The following is a 15,117-nucleotide window of genomic DNA, read 5'->3' as shown; positions in this document are numbered from 1 at the left end:
AAAATAAAAGAATTTTTCATGGCCCACTGTAAAAAATTTATCGCTGGGATTGGCGCTATTAACTTTACTGAATCGTCAGCCCGACTTCTAAGACAAGCTTTATTATCCTGTGCCTATCAAGAATTGCAACAAGAGCTGAAAGAAATTGAAGACAGGAAAGCTCTTTTACCACAGCGGATTCAGGATAGCGATTTAGGCAATAAACAACTCATTGTTTATAAACAAAAACAGGATGAGGCTGCCTTAAGAATAAAGGCTCAACTAAAAGTCCTGGAGAATTTAGCTGCCGAAGCTCCCCCTTTTAAGTTAGAGACTAAAGTAGTCATCGATGAAGCCTTTATTCAAGATTTCGCAATAAATTTCCGAAATATTAGGCACTTGGCTGAAACATTGTCGGATGCACCGACCATAATTAAGCAACAACAAACCCGCTTATACACAGAAATTCTTTTTAAACTGACTCAACGAGAACAAGAAACTCAGTTGCAGACTTTATCTTTTGATGATATCCGCGAAATGATAAAGCAGGCATTGGTAATTTACGAGCGTGAAACGGATATTCAATTACGTAATCAGGCGCAAACGCTCATTCACATGGGAATTTTTGAAATTGTCCGGGGAGATTGTGAGCGCATAAAGGCTAAAGAAAAATTATCATCCTATGCTCAATATCAAGAGTTCCTTCTTTTATTAAGCGACAAGCTTCTTGATGTTGGTGTGTCCGACGTTATTGATAATTTAAGTGAATACAGGGATACAAAGGGACGAAATATTGCTGATTTACTGCAACAAATCGAAAACAAACTGAATATTACTCAGGATGATAGTTGGAATGACGATAGCAAGATTAAGGCTTTAAAAACCAAAAAGGCCCTTTTTCACAAACTGCGCTTTGGACAAGAAGACCGCCGGGAATATGTAGGCCAAGTGCAAAGCAACCTTGCCCGGGATTTGTTCTGGGGCAGAAATATTCGCGATACCGAATTATTTACGGTACGTGGTGTTTCTGAAGACGTTTTCTCAATGCTTGTCCAGCAAAATTTTCTAATTAATTCTAAATTCGAAAAAACGGATGAATCTTCACCCGATTTTTCTCTTGCAGAGAGAAGGTTAAAGGCTGTCATTGATGCTGTAAAAGTAACTCGAAAACCCAAGAAGAATGGACCGGAATTATTTCCAATTGGTAACAGTGGAGTGTTCGCAAAAAATACAGACGCCCTGAGTAAAATGGTAGAAACTGTCTCCCATGAATTAAAAGAAAAATTTACTACCCCAACATTTAAAATTATTAATGGATTCATTCAGGTTGATTTTTATTATACATCCCTGGATGGTCAAACCCTTAGTAAGAATATTTTAAGCACGGGAGGGATCGGATTTGAATCCACGACATTGCTAAAAACCTTAAGAGGACTTGAGAGCGCAGTTCCTGGTATAGAAGCTATTACGCTACGTGGCAAAACCTTAGCAGAAATTCGTAACCAGATTAAAACTCTTGGGAACGAGAAATTAGAAAAAGCATGCAGCCGACAGTTGGGACTATTAGAACAAGCCTTTAAGCGTGAAGATGTTAAAGAAATAGCGGACTTAAAATTAAGTAATGACGAAGAAGTTTTACTCCGCAAATTACTGGAGCTGCAATTTATTGCTCCAATTCACACGGTCACGGATAACTCAAAAATTCTAGAGGAGGCTCTTAAAAGAATAGGAGCCAATCAATTTAAGAATGCAGTAAAAATAGAGGGTTTAGAGGATGCTGTTAAAGGCGCTTATGAGCGTTTAGCTGCTCTAAATGCAATTAATGTTCCCAGTCATGCCTTACCTATATTACAAAAAGCAAAAACGCTTTTCTCCGAAGAAAGAAAAGAAAAACTTAATACTCTAAATGACCTATTAAAATCAACCAAGTCTGCAACCGAGAAAGAGAACGAACTAACTAAACTCTTTGTCGAAGAATACACAGGAATGTCTCAAACTCTGGGGCTGTCCTCTGAAACAGAATTTAGCCGATTGGAAGCGGATGTTCGCGGTATGGCTAGAGAAATCATCAAATTAATTGAGCGTACTGAGAAGGGGCTTCCGGCTTTAACGCCTAAGGAAGAAGCTGCTTATTTTGATGCAATCCAGCAAATAGCAAGAGAACTTTCTAAGATATCGCTGTCTATGCATGAGGTACAGTTTAAAATTCCTCATGGACTTAAGGCAAAAGAACCTATCACTCTTATTGATATCCACGGAAAGAAACACCAATTTACTCTTGACTTAAAGACAGAACAGTTACCTTATTCACTCATTAAACCCCCAGGTGCAAGTGATTTTATTTTTTCCTATGGGGGTAGTCGAGGTATTATCGCTCCCTTTGCGGGTTTGGATGAGGCCTATGCAGGAGTAGGCAAGAAAAAAGGACGTCTTTTTACGCATTCCAGATTGTTAGGTGTGGGACAATACGGTTCTGTCAAAGAGGTGGAAAGTTTGTTGTCCGGATTAAACCAGGTAACTAAAAAAGGCTATGCACTGGATACGGAACCGTTTACCGATGAAAGTCGCAGCAAACAAAGAACCCGTCCAATTACTGCTCGCAAAGATCCCTACTATCGTGTTGAAAGAGATCTTATGCAGAATCTTTCCGCTGTTGCTAAGGCCAGTGGAAACGCAACTGTAGGAGAAACTCAATATTGGCTTGAAATGGATAAACCCCGATTCAAAGGAGAATTATATGCACAAGACGGCTCTTTGCAGCAATACCGTCTGCTAACTGCACGGGCCAAGGGACAGACCTTTGCTGACAAAGCGAATAAAGACTTAAATTATTATCCCAAGGATAGACTGGCTTACCACGATCCTACTCAGCGAAAAGCCAATGATCTAGACGCTTTAACCGACATGCTTGCCTTATCACAAGCATTAGTCAGCGAAGCCTATAAACTTCAAACTTTAGGCTCCACTGCAGAGTCTAAACAGCTGGGTTTTGCCCATAACGACATTAAACCAGAAAATTTTATTTACAAACGTAAAGCGGATGGCAGCTTCGAAGTGCGTTATATCGATTGGGCTACCGGCGGATTTGTGCAAAAGTATACTGGAAAAAAAGAAAAACTTGATGAAATCTTTGTTGAATTATTCGGTGAGGGACTTACTTTTGAGTTAAAGGACAATAAGTGTACGGATAAAAATGGTCGTTTTGTACGCATAGAAGAAGGTTCTAAAATCGTCTATGGAATAAATCCAACTTTACAAATTCTACATGGGGCTCGTAATGGAACTTTACCCTACATTAGTCCTCAAGTATTAGGCAAGAATAGAGAAAAGCAATCCCAACCCGCTGGTGTGTATAATTCTGATTTTAATACGGTTTTTGAGGCAAACGATCCTACCTCGGACGATTGGGCATTAACCGCAATGACCTTTGGGATCTGTAATCTGGAAGCCTACTTTGCTTTGGTGAAAGGACGGGCGGTTGCTGATTACGTTATTCCAGGTATCTTAGCGTTAGAGGGACTTCCTCCGCATGAAAAACTAGTAATTATTGATGACAAAAAATTTACTGAATTTTTTGCATGCCGTAATCCAAGCGATAGTTCTGCATTCAATACTGGTGTTGTAGCTACTCATCCAACCCCCGTTATGTTTATTCCCTCAAATCAACGCGAGGGCGAGCCTTTACATTTATTTCGTAGACTCCAGGAGTTGCAACGGAGCTTGGCAAGCGACAAGGACGTGGATGAGTCTAAAACAAAAATTGCCAGGGAAATTGAGACGATTTTAAGTACGGTGTATAACGCCATTGCTTCAGGTAAGGGACTCAATAAACAAGAGTTGACTAAACAGTTGGATGCTGCCCAGCGTTGTTTACAAAACTATGAAAAAATTAAAGATACCAATTACCAAGAGGGTCTTCTAAAGCAAGAAGTATTACACTCTCTTTTAAAGGCAATCCATGAAAGACCAGTCTCTGCAGATGATTTATTAAAATCTTTCCCCGAAGATGGACCTAGTCAACTAAAAATATTGTGCACCTATCCTTCATCTGTAGAGCAGAAAAAACAGGTCGTAGAAATTTTTCAAAAGACGTTTAGCGAATCCGCGTTTGTTGACAAATTTATCGGAGAAAAAGCACCAGCCCGTGATCTTTTTAAGGACATGATTGCTCGGCACCAAACAGAAATTTTAATCAGCTTATTGGCTAAGATACCTGAGAATAAGAACGAAGACTTTATCAAGATTGTTTCTGAGGACGGGTTGTTGCATTATGCCGCTGAACAGGGATTAACAAAGGTATTTGGTAGCTTAGTAGACGCATTAACTCGCGCAGGAGCTACTCCAACGGCAATTCTTGATTTATCACTTATTGAATATAAATCCGGTCCTAAACAAGCTCACAATGCGTCACATCTCAGGTGGTCAACGTCTTGTTTTCATATTGCGATTCGCAATAATAATCCAAAGTTATTAGCTAGACTTTTAACATTGTTACCTGATGAGAACAATGATAAAAATATCATCGACGAGGCTCTACATTTTTGTGCGGTATTAGGAAATAAGCAATTATTTCAACAGATTGAAAAAGCGCGACTGCATGCCACCTCTCCTGTAACCGCAGCAAGAATTATGGGGATAAAACTGCCACCGGAATATTTATCACCCTATCATCTTTTCCTCAATAATGAGGCCACTTTAGCTGCCATTAAATGGAAGACGCTAACTAATCAACCGGAGCTTGGTAAGCAATTTTTGTTATCTTCAGATGGAAATCCATTGTTGATCGCGGCAGCAAAAGCAAATTTTGCAGGTGTTTTTCAATTGCTCGAATTGGGCAAAGCAATTGATTTTGAGGATTGGACAAAAGTTTTGTCCGAAACCGACGCGAATGGAAAAAATCTCCTAAATTACATGCTTGAATTAAATCAACTGGAGCATCTCAGTCGTTTTATTAATTTTATTAAAGAAACTACTGAAAATAGCAATGATATTTTGGTTCAGCTATTGAGTAACCCGCATCCCGTTAATCCTCTTAAAAACTTCCTGAGTCAACAAACAAATAGTGATCAGCATTTTGTAGTTGTCAAAATGTTGCTTGACACTATCTGTAGTAATTTTGCCACAGCAACTATAGAACAGCAGCAAGCGCGGGTAGTCGCTCTTTTAATCAATAAAGATTGGCTTATTGAGCAAGCAAAAGATACAAAAAATTTCGAAGAACTTAATAAGCTTTTACAAAATGAAGCGTTATCTATACCGTTCAAACAAAGCCTTTTCAAAACACTAAAAGAAGCCTCTCAAGACAATGTTGCCAGAACTTTTTATGAGAAGTTGCTTACAGAAGTTTCAAGAATCCCTGTCGAAATTGATAAAAAAACCCAATTAGAAATTTCAGGAGTGTTTGCTGAAGTCATAAGACAATCTTCTGATTTTGAAGAATTGTTTAAAGCGTTAACTGAAGAGCATAAGGTTGCAAGTGAGTTTGAAAGAGATGCTAGAGATCTGAAAGAGAAAGTACAAAAATATGCTGAGAAAGAGCAAAGGTTAGAAAGTACGCTCAAACAGCAACAAGTTGAGGCAACTGAACTTAAAGAAACATTGCATCAGACGAAGGATCAATTAGAGAAAGCAAGTGTTCTTACTTTGAAACTTCAACAAAAGTCTGAAAAGGCTACCAAGGATTATCTTGCAAAAGAAACCTTGCTAAAGCAGGAAATTGAAAAGGAGAAGAGTAGCGTTGCTGCTGTCGAAGAAGAACTGCGAGAGGCTAAAGAGCAGCACCAGCAAGAGCAAGAAAGGTTAGTGTGTGCGCTAAAAGAGGTCGAGAGTCACATAAACGTTCTGAAGCAGGAATTGGAAGAAAAGAGTAGTGAGTTAGACAGTAAAGGAAAGAGTTATCGTCAGCTTGAGGCTCAATATAAAGAGCTTGAGGAGAATAAGAATAGTCTTGTAGAGGAATTAAAGCATTCGAAGAGTGTCGAAAAAGAGACACAAGAAAAACTGTTAGCAGAGATTAAAACCCGAGAAGGCAAAGAGTCTGACTTACAAGAATTAGGGAAGCAACTTGACGCATTGCGTGATGAGAAAACAAAGTTAGGGCAAGAGCTAGAGTCGTTGCAGACACTCAACAAGCGTTTAGGTGAGGAAAATAGCGAGTTGCAACAACGAGTCAAAGAATACAAAGAGAATAGTGAAACATTAGACAGGGAACTGAAGAAGTACCTGAGCGAGGTTGTAACACTCAAAGAGGGCTTGCAAGAGACTCAGGAAAAACTACAGGAAGCAAGTGCTCGTACTTCGCAACTTGAGGAAGAGATTAAGACGAAGCAAGACGAGTATGATAGGCAGGAAGCTTCGCTTAAAGAAGAAATTGAAGAAACGAAGAAGACATCTGAAAGTGGAATTAAAGCGGCTGAAGAGAAGCTTCGCCAAGCTAAAGAGCAGCACCAGCAAGAGCAAGAAAGGTTAGTGTGTGCGCTAAAAGAGGTCGAGAGTCACATAAACGTTCTGAAGCAGGAATTGGAAGAAAAGAGTAGTGAGTTAGACAGTAAAGGAAAGAGTTATCGTCAGCTTGAGGCTCAATATAAAGAGCTTGAGGAGAATAAGAATAGTCTTGTAGAGGAATTAAAGCATTCGAAGAGTGTCGAAAAAGAGACACAAGAAAAACTGTTAGCAGAGATTAAAACCCGAGAAGGCAAAGAGTCTGACTTACAAGAATTAGGGAAGCAACTTGACGCATTGCGTGATGAGAAAACAAAGTTAGGGCAAGAGCTAGAGTCGTTGCAGACACTCAACAAGCGTTTAGGTGAGGAAAATAGCGAGTTGCAACAACGAGTCAAAGAATACAAAGAGAATAGTGAAACATTAGACAGGGAACTGAAGAAGTACCTGAGCGAGGTTGTAACACTCAAAGAGGGCTTGCAAGAGACTCAGGAAAAACTACAGGAAGCAAGTGCTCGTACTTCGCAACTTGAGCAAGAGATTGAAAATACTACAACTGCTTTTCTTGAGAAAGAAATTCTGCTTAAAAAACAAATTGAAGAAACGAAACAGAGCGCTGAAAGAGATGTGGCTGGGGTAAAACAAAAGTTAGCTGAAGCTGAAAAATCTTATCAGGTCACTCTAAATTCACTAAGTGTTTCTTTAAAAGAAGTTACAGAGGAAGTGCAACAATTGCAGAGCAGTCTTCAAGAAAAAGACCTCCAATTTAAGGTGAAGGAGGAAAGTTATAAGAAACTTGAGACAGAATCTGCTGAACTCAAACAGTTAAAAGAAAAGTTACAAAAAGAACTCTCTGATTCAAAGCGTCTCTCAGAAAGTACTATTAGCGAACTTCAAATGAAGTTGGATGTAGAGACAAAGGCCGGTGTAGATAAACAAGCCAAACTCCAGGAGCTGTCGCAACAACTTGGAAACTTACAGGCGACTCTTAAATCGCAAACAGAAGAACTGCAGACTAAAAATGGTGAGCTTGAAGACGTAAAGAGATTTTTAGAGTCTGAGCATATCCGGTTCTCGCAGGAATTAGAGACAATAAAAAAACAAATAGAAGAAGAGCGGTATAAAGCTCAAGAAGCAGAGACAAAGCAAAAACAAGCTGAAAAAAGTGCGGAAGAAGCACAGCTGGAAACGAGGCGAATATTGGAAGAAATGAAACGCCTTCGTAAGGAAATGGAAATTCAAGAAGCTAAAGTTAAAGCACGCGAGCAACGCGTCGCAGAGCGGGAGCAACAGGTCGAAGAGCGTGCTGCTGAGGTCGAGGCGCTTCATCAAGAGGTTTTACGTGTTGAGGAAGATGTGCATCGTCGTGAAGATGAACTAGCGCACGCAGAGATTCCTATTGAGAATCCCCGTGAACTTGCACGCAGGAAAGCGATTACTGCTCTGAAAGCTAAATTTGCAAGAAGTATTGATGATGATTTGTTAACAGCAATCAGCCATGCTACAAGCAATGAAGATTTAGCAAAACTGGGTCTAGATTTAAAGTATCTGGCAGTTTTAGAGCACGACGATTATTTACTGATTGCCGATGCAACAGATGAACGATTAACACAGTTACAAGAGGAACGCTCTGAAATTAAAACGGAACTGTTAGAACGTAACTATAAAGCAGTATTAGGGGAAAACAGAGAAAAATTGAGACGGATCTACAATAATCTCAATAAAATAGACACATTGGATAAAGGAATCACTAATGAGCTCAATTACCTGGTGCAGATTTCACCTCTGCACTGGTTTAGTCCAGCGTTTCAAGCATCACTCAAAAAGAATGCCCATGAATTAGCTCCTCATTATGAAAGGTTAGCAGAAGGATGTAATGTAGTTGTTGATTACTTAAAACCACTAAGTATTGAGCTAAAACATCAATTCCGTAGTTTACCCTCAATCGAGGAAATAGAACATCTGCCAGAGAACTCGCCAAAGAGAAGTGACATTGAAAGTCGCCGTGCATTATTAACTCGTTATTTACAGCGAGTGCAAGGGCAACTTGATTTGTATGAGCCTTTATACAAATTATTAAATGGTGATCCAGCAGCTTCGAATCCTCTATTGAGACAAGGCATTCGAAAAACCCTCAAATATGCTCAAGATGAAAAATACTCGTTAAAATTTTCATCGTTTTCCAGTGATTACCGTGATTATTCACAAGAGGAGAGAGCACTTCATTTGCAAGCAGGATATGAATCGAATGTGGAGGGAAATGTTACCGAGATATCGAGTAATACCGGTCTTGCACACTATCAGGTCGTTGAGTCAGCGAAACAAAATTATTTTCGTGAGCATATTATTAATCCTGACGATCAATTTTGTGGCTACTTTATTGAAGATCGTGCAAAAAATCTTGATAGCCCGCTCTATGGCGATTCGCTTAAAGGGTATCGTCCAAGTATAACTATTACAGTGAGTAAATTCCCGCAGGGGCCAGATTCTCGTGATCCGCAATTAATTGCCGCTCGTGTACAGTATGCCTTGGCTGTGGCGACACATTTATTGTCAGAGTTTGTTGAACCACCCACTGCAAAAGACCCTGTTATTATGCGAGGACCTAATCCAGAAGAACTACGTTACTTATGGACTGCTATGGTTTTAGTCGGTAAAGAAGTGTCAGGATTTCAATTTCCTCCTGAGGCAGTTGCAGTTGCTTCGGCAGTCTTTAAGCCAGGTCTTGAAATGGAGAAAACGGGTTTTTGGGGTGGTTGGACCACCCAGTGGAGAGCTAATTCTTGTTACGAGACCAGCTTTAGAGGCCAACCCTCGGTGGATATATGGCTGACTGGACTTAAAGAGGCAAGTAGACATCGTGCTAATTTCAAGGGAGAGAGCGATCGAATTAAGAAATTAGTCGGCGACGTGACGCAAACCTTTTTTGGTAATGCAAAAGCTAAGACCGTCGTTGAAGACTTAAAACAAGAAGTTCTTAAGAACGGCCCCAATGCCGGTGGTTAATTCCCTTAAAGAGGAATACAGGAAGGTTACCCTGTATTCTTCTTGTTTCTTTGGATAGATATCTTATCAGCGGTTTTTTCATTTAATGATTTATTCTTTTTAAACGTACAGGCTTACAGGAGACAACGTATGGCAGATTTTCAATATGTTGAGAAACATAATGGCCAATATATTCCTTTCCCAAAGAAACAAATCCGAGCGACTCATGACAAAAAATTTCCTTATGAAGCTTATACTGGTGCATGCGCAGGAACTGTTGCGTCTGTTTTGGAGCGATTAATTTTTCAAGCCTCGCCTTCCCTTCATTTTTTTAAAAGAAGCCCATCAGTACTTCTTCCCTCTCCTGAGAAGTGCATTATCAACCAATGTTTTTATGAACAAGATCCTGAGTATTTTTTTACCCGATTGGTTCGGGACAAGTTACACATTAGTCAAACAGGTTATCCTCAGAGTGAGGAGTATCGACATGATATCAATGATATAGCAAATACGTTGACAAATGATGGCGATAAAAATGAGATTATTTTACTGAATGTGATTTTAAGTGTTGACGCAAAAAAAGCGGGACCAGCAACTCAAGATCACATGATGGCGTTAATCAAACATGATGGACAATATATTTTTTGTGATCCCGATGCAGGTATTGCTATTTTTAATAAATCAGATGCGCTTAAGGCATGGTTGAAAGACGAGACAGTTGAGGGCGCTCTTAAGTATTGCAGCAATTATGTTGAGACAAAAATGTTGATATCGAGTCGCAAAAATGATGAAAATGCAATGGTGACCAATGTCAAAAGAAAGGTACAAACTATTCACATGCAATGTTACACTTACGATTCGATAGTCTCCTCAAGGATTCAAGCTAATTTATAACGAGGGTAGAATTAGGAGATGCAAGTCTCCTAATGGCTTAAAGAGAATAATTGTCAATTAGACGAATCTGACCAATTGTCACGGCAATGTAGCGTCGTCCCTGATATTCTTCAATATATTCAACATGAATATTATTTTGCTTTAATTCATTCGCGATCAGTTCACAAGAAGACTGTGGTTGATGAAATATTCTTGCAAATTTATCTGCCTCTATACGTTGCTCTGGTGTTAAGCGATTATTACGAGAGCTGAAAGCGAGTCTACTTTGTTCGCGAATAGTGGGACACGATTTTACATGAATTTCCATAAAAAAAGCGCTGACCATTTCTCGAATTAATAAATACTGCTGATAATCCTTCTCACCAAAATATGCCTGATGAGGTTTAACAAGATTAAGCAATTTCATCACTACGGTGAGAACACCGGTAAAATGTCCTGGTCTGTGTTTCCCTTCCATGAGTTGACAAAGTTCGGTTTCCTGAATTTGAAAGCGATAACCATCGCAATAGACAGCATTTTCCGTGGGAAGTAAACAATAATCCACATTTAATTCTTTCAATAAAGCAAGATCGGCCTCTATTGTGCGGGGATAATGCGTAAAATCATCGGAGCGATTAAATTGAGTAGGGTTAACAAAAATACTGGCAATAGTATATTCATTCTCTAACTTGCTTTGCTGAAATAAAGAGGCATGGCCTTTATGTAAGTTTCCCATTGTGGGCACAAACCCTATGGATTTAGGCGACATAGAACGACGGAAGGCTAACCAGTCTTTCATATCGTGAAAAATTTGCATGAATGCTCCTTGAACGGACTGTTGAACCGTTCTCTAAGTTAAAAGAACGGTCATTTCAGAGAGATTGTCTTTTAAAATGCATGCTCGATGGATGGAAACTGAGCTTGTTGTACTTGTAGCGCATACTCATTAATGGCCGCTAATATGACTTCCTTTGCCTTAGCATATTGCTTTAGAAAACGTGGTCTAAACTCAGTCTGTAATCCCAAAAGATCATGCCAAACCAGCACTTGACCATCAGTGCCTACCCCCGCGCCAATACCAATAGTAGGTATGGAAAGATTTTGAGTAATTGTTGTTGCCAATTGCTGTGGAACGCATTCAATAACAACCGCAAAACATCCGCAAGACTCTAGTTTAAGGGCTTGCTCTATCAGGGATAGGGCTTGCTCCTCATCTTTTCCTTGTACTTTATATCCACCAAGTTGGTGAATAGATTGAGGCGTTAAACCGATGTGACCAATGACAGGAACTCCGGCATTTACAAGATAGCTAATCGTTTCGCAGGTGTCTGCATCGGCACCTTCAATTTTAATTGCATGGGCGCCTGCTTGCAGTAATTGTCGTACATTTTGAATAGTATCGGCTTTGGAAACCCGATGTCCTAAGAATGGTAAGTCGCTAATTAGGAACTGTTGGCCAATACCGCGAGCAACGGCTTTTGTATGCAATACCATCATTTCCATGGTTGCCATCACCGTTGTTTCATAGCCATGAACAGCCATTGCCACAGAGTCGCCTACTAGAATGCAATCGATATGAGACTCAGCAACAATTCGAGCAGAGGGATAATCATAGCAAGTGATCATACTAATTTTGGATTGTTGCTGCTTTTTACGTTTAAAATCATGTATTTTCATGCTAGTCCTCCTTTATCTGAGGGGAAAAGCAAAGAAAATAAAAGCGTTAATATAGGTACCTGTCTCATGGATCAAGTCCTCCTGAAAGTGAATTTATAATTAAAAGTCACCGCAAAAGAGTCGGTGCTTTGTTGATCTTAAAGGACGCGCATGAAATTGCAATATGCGTTATCATTGTATTTTTAACCAGTATCGATTTTTTATGCTGTTAACCGAAAAATTAGATAAAGCGGGTGAACATCCTTTTAGTTTTACTGGAGGAGCCGGAATTCTTGAAGGTATCTTAACTGTGCCAGTTCAAATGAATGGCTCCTACGTTGCTTTTTTAGGGCATCCTCATTCGTTACAAGGTGGAACAATGAATAATAAAGTTGTTACTACCATGGCACGGACGTTTAAAGAGTTAGGCATTCCTAGCTTGCGTTTTAATTTTCGCGGCGTTGGCCAATCGGCTGGTGTGTATGATGATGGGATAGGTGAAAGTAAAGACATGTTGCTGCTTGTTAAACTGTGGGAACAGGAAAGAAAAAATTCACGAATTTTATTTGCAGGTTTTTCATTTGGTTCTTATGTCGCTTATCGTGCAGCTTCTCAGCATCCACATGAATTGTTACTGACTATCGCCCCTCCTGTGCATCATTATAACTATCGAGAATTTCAACCAGCACCTCATCCATGGGTGATTGTACAAGGGGATACGGATGAGGTTGTGCCTGCTTCTTTAGTGGAAGAGTTTGCGACAGGTTCAATACCTCCTCTTCCTGTTATTCACTTTGGAGAAACGGGGCATTTTTTTCATGGCAAATTGCTAGAGCTTAAGACTAAACTCACCGAAGCTATTCATACTCAGGGGTTATTGTGAGAGTGATTCAGCAGTATGATGCCGCAGTTGCTTCTGGTGACATTGAAAATGATCCCATACAACGTACTGTTTTAGAGTCAATGCAACGCTTGTCTGATGACTTGCAACTTCCTCGTCGCTCCTGGCTGAATTGGTTGCAAAAGTCATCACAGCCTGTGGGATTATATCTATATGGACCCGTAGGAGTGGGAAAAACGTTTTTAATGGATCTGTTTTATGAGCAGGTTGATGAGCAACAGAAAGCGCGGATTCATTTTCACCATTTCATGCAGCAAATTGACGGCCAATTACGTCGTTTGCAAGGGCAAAAAGATCCATTAAGGCGCATAGCTGCAGAGCTTGCAAAAACGATTCGTTTATTATGTTTTGACGAATTTCTGGTTCACGATGTAGCGGATGCTATGATTCTAGCGGAACTCTTGCAAGCGTTATTCGCTGAAGGAATTGTTTTAGTTGCTACCTCCAACACGAAGCCTGATGATTTGTATTTAAATGGTCTTCGACGGGAGCGTTTTTTGCCAGCGATTGCATTGATCAAGACTCACTGTGAGGTACTATTCCTAGGTGAAAAAAGAGACTATCGCCTGGGAAGAGAATCCTTGCATACAGCGTATTTATATCCTCTCAATGCACAGACGATGGCTAGTATTACAGAGCAATTTGCCGCGATATCCACGTCGACTATCACAGAATCAGGTGAGTTAATAATCCAAAAACGCTCTATTCCTTTCATTAAATGCAGCGAAACCGCGGTGTGGTTTGATTTTAATATCATTTGTAATATGCCGCGTAGTCAGTTGGATTATTTAGAAATTGCAGAGCGTTTTGATGCTGTTTTTGTCACTAATATTCCACGCCTAGGCGCACGCGATACGGTTTATGCTATTTTATTGACGCATTTTGTTGATGTGATGTATGACCGCGGAATTCGAGTCGTCATGTCTGCTGAAGTGCCACTTGAGCAATTGTATGTAGAAGGTGAGATGAGCCAATCCTTTAAACGGACATTGAGTCGATTGCAAGAAATGCAATCGGTTGATTATTTAAGAAGGCATCCACGGCGAGTATCGCAAAACCTGGTCTGAATAAAAATCATTAGCTATAAGCCTTATAAATTTGATCGGCTTCTTTTGATGATTGTTCTAAATTTTTTACTACTCCCCCGACATTCAGTCTGAAAAATGCAGACAAAACAGATTTTTCCTGGTAATCGAGTTGGATATAGTGATCTTGAATCAGTTCAATGGTGGGGTTTTTATCCGTATCAATACCTTTCTTAGCTAAATCTATTTTATATTGCAGTGAGTCTTGATTCACAGGACTTACGGTGGCTTCAAGAGCCTCAAGTTCCATTCCTTCAGTCTCAAGAAGTTTTTGAAGGGTTTGATAGCTGCCTGTAGACGTTGTAACTTCAATCGTTAACGCTTTCTCACGCGCGTTTCCTTGCATTAAATTCACCACAAATTGTACGGCGAGTATCATAGGGGTTGCAATCAATGTAGCCATTACAGAAAAAACAAGTTTAACAATATAGATAGGAATATTAATTGCTGAAGCAGGTAACAATAAAAAATAAGCAAGTTTATTGTGTTCTTTATTACGTAAGCACCATTGTAAAAATAGTAAAGTAGCCGCTGAACTTAACAAAGTGACATAATCAAACAACCCAACGTTGTCATATTTACCGTGAAATACATAAAATGCATCCTTGAATTTAGTGCCTAAAGACGTACGGAAGGTGCGTGCATGCGCGGTGTTTTTTGTCTCTATTATCCCTGAAAATGGATTGAAATAGTTTGCACGCATCGATGCCCTTCCCTTCACAAAGAACAAACCGTAACATAATTGGTCATATAATTAAAGCGTGAAATCAATGCTATAAGCTGGTAAGGTGTAAAATTTGGTAAAGGGAGATTAGGATGTCTATTAAAATAATTGATGCGCCAACATTAAACGACTGGCTTGCAAAAAAAACGGCTGTGTTGGTGGATGTGAGAGAGCCTGAAGAAAACGATGCGGAAAATATTCCTGGTGCTATTTTAATACCACTAAATACACTTTCAACTAAGAATTTGCCTGAGACTTCTAATAAAAAACTCGTATTTCATTGCAAGGCCGGCAAACGTAGCTACAATGCTTGTGAAAAGCTAGTAGCAAGCGATCCAAGCCTCGAGGTGTATAGTCTGGAGGGAGGAATTGGTGCTTGGGAGAAAGCAGGATATCCCGTCAATAAAAAGTAAAATAGGGCGTCGTACTGGCCAGATGACTATTTTTTTTCTAAAATGAGAATGATTCTCGAT

At 39.7% G+C, this 15,117-nt stretch carries 8 protein-coding genes; 5 read left to right on the top strand and 3 right to left on the bottom strand.

Annotation, left to right across the window (positions count from 1 at the left end):
• Positions 1–18: 18 nt before the first annotated feature.
• Positions 19–9,426 (top strand): coiled-coil domain-containing protein, encoded by a 9,408-nt coding sequence (locus LHA_RS13750; RefSeq protein WP_045107048.1) that lies wholly within the window; start codon positions 19–21, stop codon positions 9,424–9,426.
• A gap of 129 nt (positions 9,427–9,555) precedes the next feature.
• Positions 9,556–10,299 (top strand): hypothetical protein, encoded by a 744-nt coding sequence (locus LHA_RS13745; protein WP_045107047.1) that lies wholly within the window; start codon positions 9,556–9,558, stop codon positions 10,297–10,299.
• A 37-nt stretch (positions 10,300–10,336) separates the two neighbouring features.
• Here LHA_RS13745 and panC read toward each other — a convergent pair whose 3' ends face one another.
• The gene (gene panC / locus LHA_RS13740; protein ID WP_045107046.1) at positions 10,337–11,095 is read right to left on the bottom strand and encodes a pantoate--beta-alanine ligase; all 759 of its coding nucleotides are present in this window, start codon (positions 11,093–11,095) and stop codon (positions 10,337–10,339) included.
• A gap of 71 nt (positions 11,096–11,166) precedes the next feature.
• Positions 11,167–11,955 (bottom strand): 3-methyl-2-oxobutanoate hydroxymethyltransferase, encoded by a 789-nt coding sequence (gene panB, locus LHA_RS13735; RefSeq protein ID WP_045107045.1) that lies wholly within the window; start codon positions 11,953–11,955, stop codon positions 11,167–11,169.
• A gap of 202 nt (positions 11,956–12,157) precedes the next feature.
• On the opposite strand from panB, the gene LHA_RS13730 reads away from it, so the two are divergent.
• Positions 12,158–12,817: an alpha/beta hydrolase gene (locus LHA_RS13730; protein WP_045107605.1), complete on the top strand. Its 660-nt coding sequence runs from the start codon at positions 12,158–12,160 to the stop codon at positions 12,815–12,817.
• On the top strand, positions 12,814–13,902 hold the full coding sequence (gene zapE, locus LHA_RS13725; RefSeq protein WP_045107044.1) for a cell division protein ZapE: 1,089 nt from the start codon (positions 12,814–12,816) through the stop codon (positions 13,900–13,902). Before LHA_RS13730 ends, zapE begins: the two co-directional genes overlap by 4 nt.
• 10 nt (positions 13,903–13,912) lie before the next feature.
• Here the strand turns inward: zapE and LHA_RS13720 are convergent, their stop codons facing one another.
• Positions 13,913–14,623 (bottom strand): hypothetical protein, encoded by a 711-nt coding sequence (locus LHA_RS13720; RefSeq protein ID WP_045107043.1) that lies wholly within the window; start codon positions 14,621–14,623, stop codon positions 13,913–13,915.
• A gap of 113 nt (positions 14,624–14,736) precedes the next feature.
• Between LHA_RS13720 and LHA_RS13715 the strand changes: the two genes are divergently transcribed.
• Positions 14,737–15,057 (top strand): rhodanese-like domain-containing protein, encoded by a 321-nt coding sequence (locus tag LHA_RS13715; RefSeq protein ID WP_045107042.1) that lies wholly within the window; start codon positions 14,737–14,739, stop codon positions 15,055–15,057.
• Positions 15,058–15,117: the final 60 nt, after the last annotated feature.

It is taken from the genome of Legionella hackeliae, from assembly GCF_000953655.1.
In the GTDB taxonomy this organism is placed as follows: Bacteria; Pseudomonadota; Gammaproteobacteria; order Legionellales; family Legionellaceae; genus Tatlockia; species Tatlockia hackeliae.
The sequence above is the reverse complement of the archived record's forward strand: the minus strand, read 5'-3'. Positions and strand labels throughout refer to the sequence as shown.